Origin of the sequence: Brucella pituitosa, assembly GCF_003049685.1 — a bacterium.
GTDB lineage: Bacteria > Pseudomonadota > Alphaproteobacteria > Rhizobiales > Rhizobiaceae > Brucella > Brucella pituitosa.
In genome coordinates this window covers 575117-594993 of sequence record NZ_PYSY02000003.1, presented here as the reverse complement: position 1 = coordinate 594993, position 19877 = coordinate 575117, and the positions used below count along the sequence as shown (strand labels likewise).

The following is a 19877-nucleotide window of genomic DNA, read 5'->3' as shown; positions in this document are numbered from 1 at the left end:
AGTCTTCGTGCAGGCTGGTTGGCAATTAAGTAAAATTGCCAACCAAGCAGTGCTTTAAGCTTACTGATTTGTCAGCGCTGCGAATTGAGCGCAATGGTCGGCAACCGATGTGCCGGTTCCATCGGCAATGTCTTGCATTGACGTGCGGTTCTCACCGTCGAAGCTATAGCCTTGTTCGCCCGCGCTTTCGTATTGATCCCCCTGTGCCGTATCGGCGGGTGTAGGGAGCATTGTTATCATTTTTGCATAAGCATCAACAACTTCGTTTGAAATATGGCCTTTTGTGGCGCAAAATTTTATCAGGCCAAGTTGGTTGCGCGATGAGTTGAACAGGAGCTGCGTATCATCGGCCAGTGCCAAAGATGAAGTGATGATAAGCGGTAAAGCAAGCAAGATGGCGAGTGATTTACTATGCATTGGGGTAGTGCCTCAAAGGGTTAGAAGTTAATTTTCCTGAACAGGAAAAATTACTGATTGGCCTTATTTTTCGCCATCATCCGGCCAAGCGTTACCTGTGATTTATACCGCTCACAAACCGCTTTCACATCAACATCGTTTGCCGCAGCAAGGTCTTCGAGGGACTGTTCGTCGCCTTGCAAGTAAGAAATGCCGTCGCGACCTTTCTGTTCGTGCAAGTCAGCCTCAGGCGAGGGTTCGATTTCGCCAAAAATTTCTACCGTACCAACACGGAAAAACTCTTCGGAATCGGGTTCAAGAAGCCCTTGCTCGCTGCAATACGCGACAATACCGTGATCATTTAACCGTTCCAGATAGGCTGGGTCGGCACTGGTCTGAGCCAAGGCTGTCACGGATGAGAGCAACAGAATTGTTAATGCAGGGCGTGCCAGAGATATGGTTGTGTGCGCCAATTCAGATCACCTTACGTGGTTTATATTTAAATTGCCGCTTCAATTACACTTAATAGTGCCAGCGCGCGAGGTTCAACATCATCGACATTGGTATAAGGTTTCCAGTTTATAGTCAGAACACCATCCTCCATGTTGACGCCATCTTTGTAATTGCTTGAGGGTGCACTTGTTTCATCATAATGGATGACGATCGATTTAAGCCCGTCTTTGAGAGCCGTTCTTCCGATTTCTGTTACTGTGATTGTTCCAATCGCCTGAAGTATCGGATCAATGATCGGCTTACGCAGATAGTCGTCGCTGGTGTATGTACCTGCAAGGCCGGGTAATGCCAGACTTTTGGTATCCAGATTGATGGGGATGGGAAAACCGGCAAGATCCTGAATTTCCAGCTCGTATTTCGGCCAGATATCAGTCGCATAAGCCGCAATGGCACGACGTTCAGCAAGCCCCAAGTCCTGAGCAAGCGCTGCGACGGGTGCAGACGAACAAAAAACGCCAACCAGTGCCACACAAAATAGTTTCTTCAAGACATGCTCTTTTCGAGGTTTATCCATAGGTATCGGATGCTTTTGGCCAAGTAATGCACGAATTGTTATCATTCTGCAGGTGGTTTGAAACCATCCAATTGCAGTCGCCAGCTCAGACCAATTCGCCTTCTCCGCTTGGTTTGACGCAACCAGAATTATGCGGTCTCATGAGACATTGCCATTAATATAATTGGTCTGGTGTTAATGGCTTTATTGGAGGGAAACTATCCATCCAATATTGGCTAAACGCTCCGTCAATGCGTGGAGATATTTCCGCGCAATAAAAGGAGACTTGCCAATGACTGAAAGAACGAAGCCGGTAAGCAACAATATCGATACCCGATTTTCAGAGGCGATTAAAATTCGGGCAGTGGAGCCAACGGACGAAACAAGCTGGAAAAAGCTCTATCGAGGGTATGCGGCTTTTTACAAAGTGCCCATGGATGAGGACATACTTAAGCGTACATGGGCTTGGTTGCAGGACTCAACGCATCCATTGGAAGGGCTGGTGGCTGAATCGGGTGAGAACGTAATAGGTTTTGCACATTACTGGCCTCAACCAAGGCCGTTGCAGGGTCAAGATGCCGGGTTTCTCGATGATCTCTTCGTCGATCCATCATATCGCGGCCGAGGCGTTGGACGCCTGCTTATCGAGGCGCTTAGTGACATTGCTCATATCCGTAATTGGACGATGCTGAGTTGGGTGACTGCACAGGACAATGTAACTGCGCGTCGTCTTTATGACGACGTTGCAACGGCAGCCAACTGGGTTACTTACGAGCGCGTATTTTGATGCATGGAAAGCCTGCGGCGTGTGCTCGCCGCAGGCTTTCCTGCAGCAGATTGAGATAGCTGATGCCTTACAGGTTTTGGTTCATTTCTGAAGCTGAATTGCCTGATTACTTTTTAGTGTTTGGAATATCTTTTCAAGCTTCCTGATCGCGATCTCAAGTTCTGCGGGCGTATAGGCCGCGAAGCCGAGCAGAAATCCAGCTTCGCCCTCATCTTTCGCATAAAGTGCTGACAATCCTAGCAACTCAATATCGGAGCGGCGAGCAGCTTCTAAAACTGCTTGTTCGGAAATGTTGCAGGTTAATATACAAGGCATTTGCAAGCCCCCCACAGGAACGCGCGGCTCGACAAAGCCTGCAAGATATTTACGAACCAGCTGGGCCAGCATTTCAAGGCGCTGGGCATAGATGCTGCGCATCATACGAATATAAGCGCCAAAATGTCCGCCTTCTATAAAGCGCGCAAGCGTATACTGCGAAATGGAAGCGGTATGACCATCGAGAAGCGTGCGTGCCGTGGTCATTGGCTTGATCAACTGTGGAGGCAACACGGCATAGCCTATACGTAATCCCGGAAAGAGCGATTTCGTAAAAGTGCCTATGTAAATGGTTCGGCCGCGTTGATCGAGGCCCTGCATGCAGGCCGTGGGCTTGCCCGCATAATGAAACTCACTGTCGTAGTCATCTTCTATTATCCAGCAGCGATTACGGTTGGCCCATTCGATCAATGCAAGTCGACGGTCCAAGGCCAAGGTAGCACCCGTTGGGAATTGATGTGAGGGCGTGAGGAAGACGGCACGTGCGGGGCTAGGATCATTGAGGATCGTCTCGGTCTTCAGGCCTTGCTGGTCTAGCGGAACGGGCACACAATTAAGGCCTGCGACGTCAAATGCCTTGCGGGCTCCATAATAGGCGGGATCTTCTATGTAGATGCATTCGCCCGGATCAAGCAACACATTGGCGCATAAAGTCAGAGCTTGTTGTGAAGACGTGAGTATCAGTACGCGGTCGGCAGTAGCGCGTGCGCCGCGTTCGAGATTGATATAATCTGCGATTGCCCGACGCAGCGGCTCAACCCCTTGCGGATCTCCGTGTAGGAGCGTTTGCGTCCCAATCTCTTTGAGAATTTGTCTTTGCAACCGTTCCCAAAGCGCAAGTGGAAAATTACGTGTGTCGGGAATACCGGGCGCGAAGGGACGCGGGGTCAATATCTCGCGCACACCACCGCTTTGGAACATTGCATTGCCACGCCTGCTCAATTCGGGAGGCTGATTTTTGGATTTGATATCGCGCCCTGAGCGTCGATGACCGGGAGAGAATTCTGTAATCTGCGCAACAAAGCTGCCGCTACCAACACGGCGATCGATAAAGCCTTCTGCATGAAGCTGCGCATAAGCGGCTTCTACTGTATCTCGCGATACCCCAAGGGACTTCGAAAGGCTCCGCGAAGCGGGGAGTGGTTTGCCGCGACTAAGAACTCCATCGACAATCAACTGCCTGATCGCTCGTTGTATGCGTGCGTGTAATGGCATGGCTGAATGAGCTGGATGATTGAGCCAGGCTTTTACGGTTTCGAGTTGCGAATGCTTGAACAAATGGATGGTATCTCTTTCTGTAACTGGCTGAAGTATCAGACCATTGGGCGACTGAATGTCAAGCCTATCTGCAGTCTTTGGAGAAGCTACCCCAAGTACATCATGCCATTTGTGAAGGTATCTGATTATGCTGTTTCCAGCCGGCGCCTTAAATCCGGCCCACTTGCGGGGGCGTTGAATCGAGATGATGGATGAGGGCGGTCAGTTGCGCCCAATCAACCCGCGCCGTGAGGTCATGCTGAAGCGCAACTTTTGTGGCCTGAGTTTACTCACAACGATGGCGGTTAGTTACGAGTTTGCGGCGTTCATCCAGATCAACATGCGAATAGGTGCGGTGCATGACAGGTTCCTTGCATTGGATAACTCATTGTTATCATTTACAAGTCGCACTTCAAACTAGAACCCACCCCCGTGCATCGATAATAATCGCATAATCTATCTTATGGAACGTAAAACTACCCGGCAACAGCGGCCCGCAGGCTGACACCACAGCGTTTCAATGATACGGCGCAGAGCCAATCTCACAAAATAAATAATTTCTTCTTGTTTTAAAGCTTGCCTCGAGAATTTGCAGACGGTCTTCCGTCAACAGCAAATAAAATCAAAGATCGCGTCATATCACTATCAAGGTTGATCATTTTATATTTAAATATATTCTATTGTAAACCAACAGAAGCTATGATCAAATTGGAAGATGTCGGCATTGGTTTTCGAGCCTATGCTTTCAAAAGTCTGGAAAGGGAACCGCATGGAATTGCTTAATCCCCTTGTCGACCCTGATGCAACATTCATCTCCACGGGCAGATTACCGCCTCCTGATCGTGTTACAAAGCTCGTAACCGAAGCACATGAGCGGTTCGGCAGCGTTACACTTGGCAAGAATTCACAAGTATATCCCGCCTTGGCAAAGGTGTCCGAGAACCTGTTCGGTATATGTGTGATCAGCGTAGACGGGCATGTATTCGCCGTCGGCGATGCCGATCACGAGTTTACGATTATGAGTGTTTCTAAGCCATTTATTTTTGCGCTTATCTGCGATCTGATCGGTGCAACTGGCGCTCGCGAACGGTTAGGCGTGAATGCGACAGGTTATGCTTTCAATTCACTCGCTGGCATTGAACGCGACAAGGACGGGCGAACCAATCCGATGGTCAATGCCGGAGCCATTGCCACCACAAGTCTGGTGCCTGGCAATACTGAGAGTGAGAAATGGCGCTTCATTCAAGAAGGCCTGTCTCGTTTCGCCGGACGCGATCTTTCCGTCAATGAAGAGGTCTACGTTTCAGCTTCGGAAACGAACTACCGAAACCGCAGTATCGTCTGGATGTTGGAGAGCGTGGGACGCATCTATAGCAATCCAGTTGAAGCTGTAGAGCTTTACACGCGGCAATGTTCACTGAACGTCAGCGCCAGAGACCTTGCAGTTATGGGCGCCACACTGGCGCATGGCGGCGTCAATCCGCTGACAAAGGAGCAGGTCGTCAAGCCCGATGTCTGTCACTACGCTCTTGCCGTGATGCTTACTGCCGGACTTTACGAGACTTCTGGAGACTGGCTTTACGAGATCGGGCTGCCCGGGAAAAGCGGCATCGGCGGCGGCATTGTCACTGTTTCACCTGGCAAAGGCGGGCTTGGCACATTCGCCCCTCCGCTCGACGAAGCCGGAAACAGCGTCAGGGGACAGTTGGCCGCACAATTTCTGTCGCAGCGACTTGGGCTCGATCTGCTCATGTCGTCATCTGCAAACTAGGACCTGACCAAACACATTGATCTGACTCATTGCGAGAGGGGATACCGGCAATGGCAGTTTCTACACCCGCTTCACATTCTGAAGAACACAGTTCATGGATACCGATGGTCGCTATTGCTTTTGGGCAGGCCATCATGTCTTTTAACGTCGCCTCCCTGCCGGTAGCGCTGGGTGGCATGGTCGAAAGTTTCGGCGTTGCACCAACGGTCGTGGCTACCGGCATCGTGGCCTACTCCATGATCGTGGCAGGCTTTGTTATGCTAGGCGCCAAGCTCGTGCAACGTTTCGGCGCGTTGCAGGTCTTCCGGCTGGCAGTCATCGTGTTTGGCCTCGCACAGATACTGATGACATTCAGCCCCAATGCGACGGCCATGATTACTGCGCAAGCGCTGTGCGGGGCAGCAGGTGCCGTCATCGTGCCTGCACTTGTTGCCCTAATAGCGGAAAATTATCATGGCAATCAACAGGCAACTGCACTTGGCGCATTGGGCTCCGCGCGCGCTGGTGCTGGCGTTCTGGCCTTCTTGATTGGTGGCGTGCTTGGGACTTATATTGGCTGGCGTCCCGTTTTTGGCATTCTCATTGCGGTATCCGCAGTCGTCCTTGTTCTAAGCTTTCGCCTGAAACCAGATCGTGGGCGCCCTGACGTGAAGATTGATTTGGTCGGGGTTGCGCTCGCTGCGTCCGCCATAATCTCCATCAGTTTCGGGTTCAACAATCTGAACGGATGGGGGCTCATGCTTGCGCGCTCGACAGCTCCCTTTAGTGTTCTGGGGCTCTCCCCTGCGCCGATCCTCATTGTTCTCGGCATTATATTGGGACAGGCCTTCTTTTTATGGACGCGTCGCCGCGAGGCCAACAACAGGACGCCTCTGCTGCCGCTTCAGGTTCTGGATTCCCCGCAAGAGCGCGCTGCGGTATTCGCCATGTTTGCGGTCGTGGCGCTGGAAGCCGCGCTCAATTTCTCGGTTCCACTTTACATCCAGATTGTCCAGGGACGTTCGCCGCTCGCGACTGCCGTCGCCATGCTTCCGTTCAACCTGACGGTCTTCTTTGCTGCTATGCTGATTGTACGGGCCTATGGGAAGCTCACACCAAGGCAAATCGGCCGTTTCGGGTTTGGTCTTTGCGCGGTGGCTCTTATCTGGCTTGCTTTCGTCGTCCGCAATGACTGGAGTTCAGTCCCGGTTCTTTTCGGTCTGATCCTGTTCGGTATAGGACAAGGTTCGCTGGTCACGCTTCTGTTCAATGTGCTGGTAACGGCATCCCCTAAGGAGCTTGCCGGAGACGTTGGTTCGTTGCGCGGAACCACAAACAATCTGGCCGCCGCCATAGGCACTGCTGTCGCGGGAGCCCTGCTCGTCGGCCTGCTCAGCAGCGCCGTTATGCGACAGCTGGCTCAGAATCCAACCTTACCGATAGAGATACAGTCGGAAGTCAATCTAGACAGCATCACATTCGTCAGCAACGACCAACTGGAGACCGTCATAAACGCCACGTCTGCAACGCCCGAGCAGAAAGCTGAAGCATTGCGGATCAATACGGAATCTCGTCTGCTCGCTCTTAAAATCGGCTTCCTAATTATGGCCGGACTAGCTCTCATCTCAATCCTTCCGGCCGGCCGATTGCCGAATTATCGTCCCGGTGAAATCCCCGAGCCATAAACGCGAAGCGATGCGGGCAGTTCTGACAATTCCGCTTAAGTCAGAACTGCTCTATCAGCCATGCTTTTCCTGCGCCATTCAGTCGGCATTTCGGCAAAGGTTCTGATGGGGTGTACGTTCCCATCAGAACCGATGTGCCAAAAAGGTTTTTTACGCGTGTTCGGATCACATGCACCGGCCACGGTGCTTCGCCGCTTCACTAATTGGGAGACATGACCCAATGGCGCGGCCTTGATCGTTGTTTTCATCATCAGCTATCAGAATGTCAGAAGCTACCTGAAGATCGAGATCGGGCGCAATGCGGCCATGGGCATCAATCGGCTTTGACAATAACAAGCGCGCCATTCAGATCCACTCCGGATGCGACCTTATTTATTGAAGCTCTTCTCCGGGAGACAATAGCGTTGGTCCGACGGTGTGAGCGATCAATTTCAAGATCGCTGAACATGACTGCCAGTTACAACGATGGAATATTCACACCTGCGATAAGCCAGGCCATGGGAATTGATCTGTGCTCATCATACTGACTATGAGCTCATTCTGCAGTTTCTTTAGAACGACCTCCGCCGTGAAACTCACTTTTCAACGTTCAAGTGCACTCCACTGGAGTGTTTGCGCGTGGCCCATTTCTCGATGCCTGATAGTGAACGCGCTCGTTGTCAAAGCGCATAGTATGAACGTTTTGATATGACAACGAGCGCTTACATAATGGATGAAGATGGTTCCGCCTACACAAGTCCAAGCCGCTTACGCAGCTCTGCATTTTCTGTGCGGAGTTTCTCAGCCAGTTCTTTGCGAAGTCGCTTGTTTTCTGCCTCGAGTTCAACAAGATTCTTCAACTCATCACTCTGGTGAGAGACAACCGGTGTGTTTTCCTTGGCCTGATTTTTCCAGTTATAGTAAGTCTGTTCACTGACGCCCGCTTCTTTAAGAGCGGCCTTCACTGTAGTCTTTCCACTCTGGATTTGCTTTGTTACCGCTGCAAGCAAACGAGCACGTTCAGCTGGTGAGCGTCGAACAACTTTCGAGGACTCCGCCTTAATGATCGGTGTTTTTTCTACTTTTGCCTTCACCCGCTTGCTGGGTGTTTTGGCTTTGGATTTGGTAGCTTTAGGCGAATCTTGCACTTTTTCAGTTACCTGATTTTCTGTCGCTGTAAGGTTCTCGTTAGCCATGCCGATATCTCCTGAAATGAAATTAAACTCTATCATATGTACGAGTATAATATATTCCATTACTTTAAGGTTGGTTTACAATTGGAAAGCTGTATGTGTGCTCTATTCGACTGTCATTACGCTGCTGCTCACAGGGTCACCAGCATTTCGGAGATAGGTTGCGTACTTCACCGGGCACCGTTAAATTACTCATAGACATAGTTGGTCGACCAACCTGATCAGGACGATAGTTTTAGCATGAAATTTCCAGGCAAACGTTTGATAGTCGAATATAAAAACCGTCGCTCGCATAAAAGCGGGAATTCGTTATGGGGGGATATCAACCTCAAGGAAATCGCGCGTGAAGTTGAAACCGATCTGTCTTTGCCTGAGAACGTTGAACAGGTTGACCTTGAAAAAGCAGTGACAGATCCCATCACGCACTCTGCCCATTCGACCCAGATTTCGCCAACGCAGACCGATGAAAAATCCTCCATTTCGCAAGATAGCGCTATTGCTGAAGACGATACGGCCGTTGAACCTTTATCTGAGAATGACATCAAACCTATATCTGTAAAACAAAATGCAGCATCTCAGCGCAAGCAGAAGACAGCAAACGGCACTAAAGCAGATGCTTTGAAAATAGAACATGCTGGCGTCAAACTTCATGATGCAGAAAGTGTTCCAGCTGCGAATACTCAGCCCTTATCATCATCCAGTTCAGTTTCATCGCCGCCGCAAGCCAAAGCGAGAACTGTCGTAACCCGGCGCTCTAAAAAGCGAGCGACGGTCGACGATATGATGTCCTTGCCAACTCCGAAGACGACGACAGGAAAAGTGCGTCGCGCCAAGCAGCTTACCCGACTTCCAATTGCTGACTCTCATGCTCCGCTCCTGATACAAGATCCCGAGCTGAATTCATTGGAAGTGGAGAACAGACGATTGAAATTGCTGCTCGTTGAGCATTTACGGGCGGAAAATGCGCGTCTTGAACAGATGATACTTCGTGCCGTCCAAGTCTTTGATGTGGTGGATGAGAGCGCATAATCAGCCACTTAACAGAGAGAATATCGATGGCGATTAAAGGTACACATATAATTAGCGAAATTTCTTCACAAGATAGCGCTGTCACTGTTGAGCAGGTCAAGTCAAAGGCGCGCGCACGCAAGACCTCGGCAGCGAATGAAGCTCCTTCCTCAACTGCTACTACTGAGAACGTATTGCGTAAGAAATACTCCCTCACGGAGAGAGCCAAATTACTGGTCTCACTCTCCAAAGATTTGAAAAACAGTGATACCACTGTTAAGGCGGCATTGGCGAAAGTAGGCATCAGCGAACAGACTTACTATAACTGGAAGAAGGCCTCGAGACCAAAGTTCAGAGCGTGTCAGCACACCCGAGTAATGAACTTAAAGCTTTGGTTGAACTCGAAGCCGAAAACCAACGGCTGCGTAAGGTTTTAGCAGAAAAACTTCACGCCGAGAATGCGGAGCTCCGTAAACGCCTTGGGTTGTAATGAGAGCTTTTCAAGTTCTCAATTCAGGTGAAATGAGCTGTATTGACGATCGGTTGTTCGCGTATCGGCCGAAATACGAATAACCACCCTCTTTATCGCCTTTCCATACATTGTCTGCTAACGTGTTTCGATAAAAGCGATAATGACATTCTTGAGGAACAAGTTTGTATTTTGAAATAATCACTGTCGTGCTGCTAACAATTCTTAACGGCGTACTTGCTATGTCGGAACTGGCAGTAGTTTCATCGCGCCCCGCAAGGTTGCGTGTTCTGGCAGATAAGGGCAGTCGAGGTGCCCGCATGGCCATAGCGCTGGGAGAGAACCCAGGCCGTTTTCTGTCGACCGTTCAAATTGGAATTACTCTGGTCGGAATTTTGTCAGGGGCATTTTCTGGTGCCACACTTGGCGCGCGCCTGACCGGCTGGCTCATTACTCAGGGTGTGTCCCCCTCACTCGCTGACGCCTTTGGTGTTGGTTCTGTCGTGGTCGTCATTACTTATCTGTCTTTGATTGTAGGCGAGCTGGTTCCTAAACAGATAGCACTGCGTGAACCAGAAGTTATCGCGAGCCGCGTGGCACCCAGCATGGCGGTTCTTTCAAAACTGGCCGCGCCACTAGTGTGGCTTTTGGATACGTCTGGTCGACTTGTTTTGAAATTACTTGGCCAATCGGGCAAATCAAGTGACGGTGTCACGGATGAAGAAATCAAAACCGTGCTTGCAGAGGCACACCATGCCGGAGTGATCGAGACCGAAGAATCTCGAATGATTGCTGGTGTTATGCGCCTCGCCGATCGCACTGCGCGTGGACTGATGACACCACGTCTCGATGTTGAAATGATAGACATTGAAGACAATATTGAAGCTATTCGTGATCAACTACAAAAGTCCAGCCGATCCCGCCTCCCCGTTCGGGGAGAAAATTCCGACGAAATAATTGGCGTCTTGCAAGCCCGAGATTTCTTTAATCAGCTTTCGTTAAAAGGTAGCGTCAATCTGCGTCAAATTCTAAGAGATGTACCAGTTGTCTCTGATTTTTCCGATGCTCTGGATGTCGTAGAGGCTATTCGCGGCACACCCACCCATATGGTGCTCGTTTATGATGAATACGGCCATTTTGAAGGGGTAGTCACGGCTGGCGACATCATGGAAGCAATCATTGGCGCCATGCAGGAAGATCATATTGAAGAACAAGCCATCGTGCGCCGGGCTGATGGCTCTTATTTGGTTTCAGGCTGGATGCCCATTGATGAATTTTCAGAGTTCATGCGCTTTCCCATCGAAGACGATGTTGAGTACAATACAGTTGCAGGCTTCGTGCTCGAAGAATTGAAACACCTTCCCGACGTTGGTGAAACTTTCAGCAAAAATGGCTGGATATTCGAGATTGTTGATCTGGACGGTCGGCGCATAGATAAACTGCTTATTAAATCTGAAGAGCCACAAACCGAATAGTTCTTCGCGCGTGCTCTAACATCTTGTTTTAAAGTGCATCTTGCCCGAAAACCGTTTCACAATTTTCGGGATGCACTCGAATAAACACGCGCGAAGTCACTTCTCTATCTCTTATGATGGACAGTCTGCAATTGATAGACCGGTGTCTCTATCCCCTCCATACGAGCCTTAAGCTGGAGCGACAGGTATTGCGAATAATGACGGGATTGATGCAGATTGCCTCCGTGAAACCACAGCGCTTCCTGCTGAGTGGGTTTCCACATGTTACGCTGCTCTCCTTCCCACGGCCCCGGATCCTTGGGGGTTTCTGATCCAAGACCCCAGACCTTGCCAACCTTGTCCGCTGTCTCCTGATCGATGATATCTTCGACCCAGCCATTCATTGAACCATAGCCCGTTGCATAGACGATGAGATCGGCAGGCAATTCAGTGCCATTGGCCAGCCTGACGGACGTCTCTGTGATTTCCTCGATCTGTCCCGAGGCGAGCTTGATTTTACCGTCGATGATCAATTGAGAGGCACCAATATCAATGTAATAACCGGACCCGCGCCGCAGATATTTGAGGAAAAGCCCCGATCCATCAGAACCGAAATCCAGTTGAAAACCAGCCTTTTCGAGCGCCGCATAGAAATCAGCATCAAGCTCACGGATCTTATCATAGATGGGTTTCTGGAACTCATTCATGATACGATATGGAAGTGAAGCGAATATCAGATCAGCCTTGGCCGTAGTGACACCGTTTTGCAGAGCTTCTTCAGAATAAAGCGCGCCGAGTCCATGTTTCATCAGCGGTTCTGACCGAACGATATGGGTTGATGATCTTTGAACCATAGTTACATCAACGCCCGCCTCACAAAGTGCGGCGCAGATATCATGAGCTGAATTGTTGGAGCCAATGACAACAACATTTTTACCCTTGTAACCATCCGGGCCCGGATGACGTGATGAATGCTGTTGCTCACCCTTAAAGCGGTCCTGGCCTTTCACGCTTGGAATATTGGGCTTGCCTGACATGCCAGTTGCGAAGACGAGTTGCTTTGGGCGCAGAATGACCATCTCGCCGTCGCGATCAATGACAACAGACCATTCCTTTTCCGTTTCGTTCCATTTTGCAGATTTGACTGTGGAGCGTGTCCAGTAGTTCAGTTCCATGACTTTGGTGTAGAATTCCAACCAATCGCCGATCTTGTCCTTTGGCGCGAAAACCGGCCAATTTTTCGGGAAATCAATATAAGGCAAATGATCGTACCAGACCGGGTCATGCAGACAGAGCGACTTGTAGCGCTTGCGCCATGAATCGCCCGGACGTTCGTTGCGCTCAACGATAATTGTCGGCACTCCGAGCTGACGCAGGCGTGCGCCGAGCGCGATACCACCCTGGCCGCCGCCTATAACTAATACATAGGGCTGCGTCTCATAGCCAAGCGTTCGAGCTTCCTCTTCGCGCTCTTCCTTCCATGTCTTGGCACCAAGGTCTTGACCGTGCTTCGCCCCAAGCGGTCGGGTAAAGCCGGATTTTTCCTCATGTCCTTTCAACTCCGACATAACCGTTAGAAGGGTCCATATCTTGCCACCCTTCAAGCGAATAAGACCATATCCGCGTGCAACATCAGTCTCGAAAGTTATCCAGCTTTCCGCAACGCCATCGGCATCCGTTGCGGCTTCGCCGGGGGCCACGAGCCACTTGGTTGGTTTGACGAACTGCAGCTGTGATTGCAGCATATCACGCACTTCATCATGCCCCTCGACGGTCTTAATATTCCATGTAAAAGCAATCAGATCGCGCCAGTAACAATCATCAGCAAACATCGAAACGGCCTCATCGATCCGCCCAGCTTCAAGTGATGCGCCGAACTTATCGAGAAAGGTCTGAACCCGCACTGTTGGTGTTTTCTCAAGCATTATAATTCCTCCCATGGAAGTTGATGTCAGGCTCTCCCAAGCCCGACAGTGAAGTGATGTTATCTTTTCAGATCGATCAGGATTTTGAGCTGGGTGCCAGCTGGATCAAGCAACCGGTCAAAGCCTTCAACAACTGCATCCTCCAACGCAATTGTTTTGGTCACGATCTTGCTTGCGGGTATCTGACCGCTTGCAATCAGACGAGCTACACGCGGCCAATAATGGGTGGGATAAGCCCACGAACCTCGAATATCAATGTCCTTGAATGTGACATCAAACCAGTTGAGGGGGTTCTCATGGGGATGTAAGCCCGTCTGCACGACCACACCCTGTTTACGGACAGCATCGGTACAATTCTTCAATGCGTGCTCATTACCAACGCATTCAATAGCAACGTCACAACCGACATTGCCTTCCGTTTCTGCTCGAACCACCTCACCGACATTTTCCGATTTCGGATTGATGGTGCGAACATCACCGAGTTTTTCACGTGCCAGCTGCAAACGTATATCATTGAGGTCCGAAAGGAATACTTGCGACGCCCCTGCGGCCCGCGCCGCCATTGCGGTCAAAATACCAATCGGCCCAGCACCAGTGACAAGAACGCTGTTACCAGCCGTAACGCCACCACGATCACAGGCATATACTGCCACCGCGGTTGGCTCAATAAGCGCTGCTTCTTCGTCGCTCAGATCGTCCGGGATCAGCTGTACATTGTAGCCGTTCAACAATGCGAGTTCTGCCATGCCACCCGAGTGCCAGGAAAGACCGGCCAATGCCAGACTGGTACTCAGATGATAAAGACCACGATCGGCAAAATAGTCCCCAGCGCGAGGCATGATGAGCGGCTGCACCGATACACGATCGCCAACTTTTACATGCGTTACATTAGTCCCCACAGATTTGACCACGCCGCCAAATTCATGTCCCAGGATCTGGGGAGCTGTTGCCTTGGTAAAGGGATGCGGTTCGGTCGGAATAAAAATTGGTCCATAAGCGTATTCGTGCAGATCAGTCCCGCATATCCCACAGTAGCGATTTTCAATCAGCACTTGGTCTGGTTCAAGATTGGAATCGGGATCGGCTGGTGGTGGCACGTTTTCAACACGCAGATCTTTGGCAGCATAAAAGCGCAATGCACGCATACATAACTCCTCCATTTGCATCGTCAAATGAGAGGAGCAAGCTGCATGCCAAATGCGGATCAATATCTAAGCGATTGATTATTATTTATTTTATGTGATTCCCGATACCCATCGAGTGAATGGTGCAACAGTTGTTGTGCAACACATGTTGCAACTGTTGCATTCTCAGTGGGTGTGTTTCAAACGGCGGTGTATCGTTGAACGATTGACACCGAGTTTTCGCGCTAACGCGGAAATATTATTGCCGCATTCATCAAGCTGGCTGCGCAAGGTGTCCGCATGACTTCGAAAATTTGAGGCCGGACTATCAGCCTGAAAATGATCAGGCAGACAGTCGACCGTGATTGATGCCTCTGTTGCAACCGCTGCCGAGACACGTAACGTATTATCCAATTCCCGGAGATTTCCGGGCCAGTTATAGGCCGCCAGGGCCTTTCGTGCGATGCGATCAATCGTGATTGTCTCATCTTCCTCGTCGCCAATACGGCGCAGAAGATGATCAACTATACCGTCAAAATCCTGCCTTTGGCGCAACGGCGGCAGAACCAGTGTCGCGGCATTAAGCCGATAGAGCAGATCTTCACGAAACCCGCCTTCAGCAACCAATACGGCAAGATCACGATGAGACGCCGACAAAAGCCGGAATTTGACTGGCTTCGCTTTGAGCGCCCCAACAGGCTGTATTTCGTTTTCAGAAAGAACACGCAGCAGACGACTTTGAAGGGTTAACGGCATATCCCCGATCTCGTCCAGAAACAGTGTGCCGCCGTTGGCAGCTTCAATAAGGCCGATTTTTCCCTTTTGCATCGCACCAGTAAAGGCACCGGGTACATAACCAAACAGCTCGGATTCAATCAGTTGCTCTGGAATTGCAGCGCAATTTACCGCAATGAAGGGACCGGGCTTCGCACTACTATCATGAATGGCGCGGGCCAGATATTCCTTGCCACTGCCCGTTTCACCTTTGATGAGGATAGGCAGATTACGATCTGCCAATTTTGCGGCCCGGGCCTGAAGAGCTTCCATGACAGGGTCACCGAAACTCAAATGGCGCAGCGCCGACGGTAACCTCACCGATGCGGTGACCGGCGACGCTCTGAAACTACTGACGGGAGCAATGGCGCTTGCAAATAATGCCAGACCATTGCGCGCACGAACCAGACGTTCGCCGTTCGGACGCCCCCGCATAAGAGTTGGCAGCTGATCTATGTCGATATCAAAGACATCAGAAATCGACTGACCAATAAAGTCTTTGGTGGCAACATTGTTGAGGTTCATCCCGCGCGCGACGACACCAAAGCCTCCATGCGTCATACCCGTGATCAAACCATTTCCATTGATCGTAATTGCAGCATCAGGATCGACATCGAGAAAATCTGGCAATTTCGCCAATCGCAATACCCAGTCCTCGTGCGCTCTGGTCATCAGATTGGCGAGCTCGATACGCCGCGCGGTAGAAGCGACCAGATGAAGTGCGAGTTGCTGGCTTGCCTTTGCAGTCGGCGAGCGCAGTTGCGAGATATCAAGAACTGCCGACAAATCACCAAAAGTGTCAAAAATCGGAGCTGCGGTGCAGGTCAGGCCGATATGGCATGCATCGAAGTGGTCATCTTGGTGAATGATGACGGGCTTTCCCGACACCATGCAGGCGCCTACTGCACAAGTCCCCGCCCGGACCTCAGACCATTCCGATCCAAGATAAAGCCCAGCTTTTCGAAGTTGATTATCGAAGGTCGGGTCGCCCATAAATTCGACCGTGACTCCTCTCGCATCCGAGAGCAATAACACGTAGCTTTGATCCGCCACTTGCCTGAAAAGGGCTTCGAGGCCGGTTCGTCCAATGCGTATGAGTTCTTCTGACTGCTCGCGATGCTCCCTTAGCAGAGTATCCGGCACGATATAGGCTTCCTGCGTCTGGGCAGGGTTGAGCTGGTATTCGTTGAGGCATCGCAGCCAGGATTGGATAACAGGACGATCACGATCGGAAGCGCCGCCCATAGCGACACGCTCAATCTCTTTGATGTGCGACAGTGTCGACACCATGACCGTCCTCCTCTGCCCAAATGCTTGCACAAGAACTACGAAGACACAAGAAGTGATATGCAACTTGAAACATGAAGAAACTCACTTTGTTCCAATCATGCATTCACGACTTGCCACTCGGCATTAAGGTGATAAAATTACTCATCTTTAATGTGTTCGTTCGGTAAAGCCGAAAGACGATTTTTATTGGGACGGTCAAAACGTTGAGCTTCTGGCACTCTATGATTTGGAACGCCGACGGCATTCGTGTCACCGCGCCGGTAAAATGGCGTGTTTTGGATGGAATGGTGAGCGTCTATTGGGAAGCGGAAAGCCCCTCGGGTGCCTCAGGCTACTTTTTATCTCACGACCCCCGGATCATGATTTTTTTTCAGGATGTTTCATCCAAAATCAGGATATCAAACAAAGACGGATGGCAGTCTCTGCACCAGCGTCCCATGACGCGAGCAATCTACATTCCCGCAGGCGTTCCCCTTTGGACGAATACAATTGCGACGCATCGTTTCTCTCATTTAAATTTGCACTTCCATCAGGATCGCTTGCTCAAGTACCTGCGTCCGTCACTGGGCATGTCGCTCGCTATGACAACGGTGCGCAGCCCTGTTGAGTTACAAGATATAGGATCGCTTGACACCCTCGCGCGACTTCTTGAAGAGGAGGTATCCAATCCCACTCAGCATTCGCTTTATGTTGAGAATCTGATTGGTACCATTCTGGCCCGCTTGCTGGTTACAGCTCGGATTGAAGACAAGCAGGGCAATGGTCGGCTCACTCAGGCACAGATGAACAAGCTCAACGCCCGCATTGGTGTTTCCAATGATGGCCGTCTTAGTGTTTCCGAGATGGCTGCGACCGTTGGGTTATCGGAGAGTTGGTTTGCGAATGTCTTCAAACAAACAACAGGTCAAACCCCACTCCAATGGCAGCTTACGAAACGCATTGATCGCGCTCAGAAATTGCTATGCCTGGGCGATGCGACAGTTGCAGGTGTCGCCGCTCAGCTTGGCTTTACCGATCAGGCTCACTTGACCAAGACGTTCAGACAGATCGTTGGTGAAACACCGGCGGCATGGCGTCGATTGCAGCAAAACAGGCAATAACCATCGCAAATAGTAACGCCACAGCCCGGATTACCGGCCTGTGGCGATTTATTTTACCAGGTACGACGCAGAGTTGCTGTGATTTCGCGGCCCGGATTATAGAAATCGGCACCGAAGCCACCATACGCGACATACTTTTTGTCAAACAGATTGCTGACGTTCACTTCCAGCGTGGAATTGTCCAGGAATTCGTAACTGAAAGCAGCGTCGAAGACGACATTACCACCCGCACCTGATGTGTTCGCGGCCGTGAAATAATAGGCTCCCGTATACCGACCACCCAGACCAAACGTCATATCGCCAATTTTACCGCTGCCGGGCAAGGTATAATTTGCCCAAAGTGAGGCGAGATGCTGAGATACAAATTGTGGTCGATTGCCTTCGGTTCCATCCCCGCCGTTCTCGACAATTTCCGGATCCAGATAGGAATATGCTGCAGTAAGACTAAGATTATTTGTGAGTTCGGCTTTAGCTTCAAGATCAATACCGCGAACCCGCACCTCGCCAATCGTACTTGGTTGAGCCGTAATTGGATCAGTTACTGAGATGTTATTCTTGGTGAGGTTATAAACTGCGAGGCTGAACAAGGCCGGGAAAGCGTCTGGTCTGTATTTGACTCCAACCTCGTACTGATCACCACGTTCCGGATCAACTCCGATAGCTGGTGGCGCGACTGACTCGGCATAACTCGCATAAACTGCCCATTCGTCAGTGACTTTGTAAGTCAGACCAAAGCGACTTGTGAACTCGTTGAAGTCCGCTTCAGTGGTACTGTTGTTCAAATTGTTTGTTTGCTTCAGATCAAGCCAGTCATTGCGCAGACCAACGGTTGCAATCCACTGCTCAGCAATGGTGAAATCCTGCTGCAAGTAGATTGCCTTTGTCTTCTGCTTGCTTCCGATATTACTTAGAAGGGGCACGTTAACGGGCGCTCCGGTATAGACCGGGTTTGCCCAGTCAATGCTTGGCGCACTACCCCACCAGGTCGCGTTGTTGCCAGTATAATTATTATACTGAAACCCGAGCATCGTGCGACTTTTGACGTTTGCAAAATCGGTTTCGTATTGCACATTGGCATCACCGATGAAGTTTTCACCTGATGCTTCATTGCCGAAGAACGAACGCCCGGCAAGCGTTGATCCATCATTCGGGGTAGAGGAAATATAGGCATAACCGAAATCGGTATTCTGCTTGCTGTAACGCCCATTGACGCTCACGCTAAAGCCATTTCCGAAATCATGGTCGAACATCGCACTGACCGTGTTTCGATCAGTGCCCCGATAATTATAATCGGGCTCACCGAAGAAGCGGCTTCTTTTAAAATCAGTGCCAACCGGGTGTCCACCGCTCCCGGGAACACCGTTCTTATGCAGATGATCAAAGACGATCGTCAAATTGGTGGCGTCATCCGGACGCCAGGTCAGACCTCCCATGATGAACTTCTCATCATCACGTGAATAATCATATTCGGCATCGGCATCTCTGAATTTGCCCGTCAGTCGATAAGACAACGTATCATCCGATGTCAGATTATCGCCGAAATCAAACCCGATTTCCTTATGGCTGAATGAGCCGCCCGTCACATAGGCCTCTCCGAAACGCTCACTCCTTGGACGCTTGGTGACGTAGTTGACTGATCCGCCCGGATCCGACACGCCAAATACCGTGGAATTGCCGCCCTTCAATACCTCGACACGTTCAAACGCGTAAGGTTCCTCGCGAATACCGCCAAACGGACGCCCCAGAGGAAGGCCATCACGATAGGTGGTGGCATCAAAACCACGAATTTTGAAGAAATCAAATCTGTCGTCCGAGCCATAGAAATCGGTTGAAACACCTGCTGTATATTGCAGGATCTGTTCCACATTCTGAGCGCCGCGTTGCTGAATTTCCTTAGCGGTGATTACTGATACGGACGCCGGAGTATCAAGGATATCGGTAGGCATCTTGCTACCGCTCGTGATTTTTGTTGCGACAATAGAGTTCCTATCGTCATCCTCTCCAGCCTTACCATCGACGGTGATTGTTTGAAGCACCACTGGCGCTGCAGAAACATCCGTCTGCTGTGCGAAGGAAAGCGTTGGCATGAACATCACCAATGCAGAGCAGCTTAAAAGAACTGTTTTCCGCGCGCACATCTCAGCTTGTCGATTGCTAACAGGAGTGGTGTTGATGTCCATTGTCTAGTCCCGGAATCTCTTTTTCAGTTACAATCGGCCAACATTCCCAGTCTTTTTGGAATGTTGAGAGGTCATTTTTGGATACGTCCCGGTCCAGATCTTATGAATGGCTGCATTCTAGAGTGCATGCCCGTTTGTATCGCAATTTTCTGAACTCGCCACTAACTTGAGATTGATTGTCCAGT

Annotated in this window: 16 protein-coding genes; 7 read left to right on the top strand and 9 right to left on the bottom strand. The window is 50.4% G+C overall.

The genetic code is table 11. The features are described 5' to 3' along the window. Nucleotides 1–60 precede the first annotated feature (60 nt). From C9380_RS23040 to C9380_RS23030, 3 genes are read right to left on the bottom strand one after another with little or no spacing between them, the layout of a single operon-like run. Nucleotides 61–417: a hypothetical protein gene (locus tag C9380_RS23040; protein WP_128094801.1), complete on the bottom strand. Its 357-nt coding sequence runs from the start codon at nt 415–417 to the stop codon at nt 61–63. 50 nt (nt 418–467) lie between these two features. After that, nucleotides 468–869 carry a hypothetical protein gene (locus C9380_RS23035; protein ID WP_235822428.1) on the bottom strand — a complete coding sequence of 134 codons (402 nt, stop codon included), beginning with the start codon at nt 867–869 and terminating at the stop codon, nt 468–470. Nucleotides 870–895: 26 nt separating this feature from the next. Then, a complete protein-coding gene (locus C9380_RS23030; RefSeq protein ID WP_247877630.1) occupies nt 896–1396 on the bottom strand; it encodes a hypothetical protein in 501 nt (166 codons plus the stop codon). A gap of 298 nt (nt 1397–1694) precedes the next feature. On the opposite strand from C9380_RS23030, the gene C9380_RS23025 reads away from it, so the two are divergent. Further along, complete coding sequence (locus C9380_RS23025; protein WP_024898640.1) at nt 1695–2189, top strand: GNAT family N-acetyltransferase; 495 nt, start codon at nt 1695–1697, stop codon at nt 2187–2189. Between the two features lie 81 nt (nt 2190–2270). On the opposite strand, the gene pdxR is transcribed toward C9380_RS23025, so the two are convergent. Continuing rightward, complete coding sequence (gene pdxR / locus C9380_RS23020) at nt 2271–3782, bottom strand: MocR-like pyridoxine biosynthesis transcription factor PdxR (RefSeq protein ID WP_128094800.1); 1512 nt, start codon at nt 3780–3782, stop codon at nt 2271–2273. A 748-nt stretch (nt 3783–4530) separates the two neighbouring features. Here pdxR and glsA point away from each other — a divergent pair. Together glsA and C9380_RS23010 are read left to right on the top strand one after the other, a co-directional pair. Further along, nucleotides 4531–5532: a glutaminase A gene (gene glsA / locus C9380_RS23015; RefSeq protein WP_128094799.1), complete on the top strand. Its 1002-nt coding sequence runs from the start codon at nt 4531–4533 to the stop codon at nt 5530–5532. A 50-nt stretch (nt 5533–5582) separates the two neighbouring features. After that, entirely contained in the window at nt 5583–7196 is a 1614-nt protein-coding gene (locus C9380_RS23010; protein WP_024898636.1) for an MFS transporter, read from the top strand. 728 nt (nt 7197–7924) lie between these two features. Here C9380_RS23010 and C9380_RS23005 read toward each other — a convergent pair. Beyond that, nucleotides 7925–8371 (bottom strand): transposase, encoded by a 447-nt coding sequence (locus C9380_RS23005; RefSeq protein WP_128094798.1) that lies wholly within the window; start codon nt 8369–8371, stop codon nt 7925–7927. A gap of 237 nt (nt 8372–8608) precedes the next feature. Here C9380_RS23005 and C9380_RS23000 point away from each other — a divergent pair, with 237 nt between their 5' ends. The 3 genes from C9380_RS23000 (at nt 8609) to C9380_RS22990 (ending at nt 11320) form a co-directional block, all read left to right on the top strand. Beyond that, the gene (locus C9380_RS23000) at nt 8609–9397 is read left to right on the top strand and encodes a hypothetical protein (protein ID WP_128094797.1); all 789 of its coding nucleotides are present in this window, start codon (nt 8609–8611) and stop codon (nt 9395–9397) included. Between the two features lie 26 nt (nt 9398–9423). Continuing rightward, nucleotides 9424–9813: a hypothetical protein gene (locus C9380_RS28595; RefSeq protein ID WP_217284103.1), complete on the top strand. Its 390-nt coding sequence runs from the start codon at nt 9424–9426 to the stop codon at nt 9811–9813. A gap of 217 nt (nt 9814–10030) precedes the next feature. Further along, entirely contained in the window at nt 10031–11320 is a 1290-nt protein-coding gene (locus C9380_RS22990) for a hemolysin family protein (RefSeq protein ID WP_105535105.1), read from the top strand. A gap of 104 nt (nt 11321–11424) precedes the next feature. On the opposite strand, the gene C9380_RS22985 is transcribed toward C9380_RS22990, so the two are convergent. The 3 genes from C9380_RS22985 to C9380_RS22975 all read right to left on the bottom strand — a co-directional run bounded on the left by C9380_RS22985 (nt 11425) and on the right by C9380_RS22975 (nt 16412). Continuing rightward, nucleotides 11425–13224, bottom strand: a complete 1800-nt coding sequence (locus tag C9380_RS22985; RefSeq protein ID WP_164844721.1) for an NAD(P)/FAD-dependent oxidoreductase — start codon at nt 13222–13224, stop codon at nt 11425–11427. A gap of 59 nt (nt 13225–13283) precedes the next feature. Continuing rightward, entirely contained in the window at nt 13284–14369 is a 1086-nt protein-coding gene (locus C9380_RS22980) for a 2,3-butanediol dehydrogenase (protein ID WP_128094796.1), read from the bottom strand. Nucleotides 14370–14534: 165 nt separating this feature from the next. Next, nucleotides 14535–16412, bottom strand: coding sequence for a sigma-54-dependent Fis family transcriptional regulator (locus tag C9380_RS22975; protein WP_128094795.1), 1878 nt, complete (start codon nt 16410–16412; stop codon nt 14535–14537). A gap of 203 nt (nt 16413–16615) precedes the next feature. On the opposite strand from C9380_RS22975, the gene C9380_RS22970 reads away from it, so the two are divergent. Further along, nucleotides 16616–17512 (top strand): helix-turn-helix domain-containing protein, encoded by an 897-nt coding sequence (locus tag C9380_RS22970; protein WP_210249778.1) that lies wholly within the window; start codon nt 16616–16618, stop codon nt 17510–17512. A gap of 53 nt (nt 17513–17565) precedes the next feature. Here the strand turns inward: C9380_RS22970 and C9380_RS22965 are convergent, their stop codons facing one another. Further along, nucleotides 17566–19692, bottom strand: a complete 2127-nt coding sequence (locus C9380_RS22965) for a TonB-dependent siderophore receptor (protein ID WP_128094794.1) — start codon at nt 19690–19692, stop codon at nt 17566–17568. Nucleotides 19693–19877 lie beyond the last annotated feature (185 nt).

What these genes read in the sequence shown, in the direction of transcription:
- C9380_RS23005 (WP_128094798.1), bottom strand. Translation starts at nt 8,371, where the DNA reads ATGGCTAACGAGAACCTTACAGCGACAGAAAATCAGGTAACTGAAAAA.
- C9380_RS22965 (WP_128094794.1), bottom strand. Translation starts at nt 19,692, where the DNA reads ATGGACATCAACACCACTCCTGTTAGCAATCGACAAGCTGAGATGTGC.
- C9380_RS22985 (WP_164844721.1), bottom strand. Translation starts at nt 13,224, where the DNA reads ATGCTTGAGAAAACACCAACAGTGCGGGTTCAGACCTTTCTCGATAAG.
- C9380_RS23000 (WP_128094797.1), top strand. Translation starts at nt 8,609, where the DNA reads ATGAAATTTCCAGGCAAACGTTTGATAGTCGAATATAAAAACCGTCGC.
- C9380_RS22975 (WP_128094795.1), bottom strand. Translation starts at nt 16,412, where the DNA reads ATGGTGTCGACACTGTCGCACATCAAAGAGATTGAGCGTGTCGCTATG.
- C9380_RS23040 (WP_128094801.1), bottom strand. Translation starts at nt 417, where the DNA reads ATGCATAGTAAATCACTCGCCATCTTGCTTGCTTTACCGCTTATCATC.
- C9380_RS28595 (WP_217284103.1), top strand. Translation starts at nt 9,424, where the DNA reads ATGGCGATTAAAGGTACACATATAATTAGCGAAATTTCTTCACAAGAT.
- C9380_RS23025 (WP_024898640.1), top strand. Translation starts at nt 1,695, where the DNA reads ATGACTGAAAGAACGAAGCCGGTAAGCAACAATATCGATACCCGATTT.
- C9380_RS22980 (WP_128094796.1), bottom strand. Translation starts at nt 14,369, where the DNA reads ATGCGTGCATTGCGCTTTTATGCTGCCAAAGATCTGCGTGTTGAAAAC.
- glsA (WP_128094799.1), top strand. Translation starts at nt 4,531, where the DNA reads ATGGAATTGCTTAATCCCCTTGTCGACCCTGATGCAACATTCATCTCC.
- C9380_RS23010 (WP_024898636.1), top strand. Translation starts at nt 5,583, where the DNA reads ATGGCAGTTTCTACACCCGCTTCACATTCTGAAGAACACAGTTCATGG.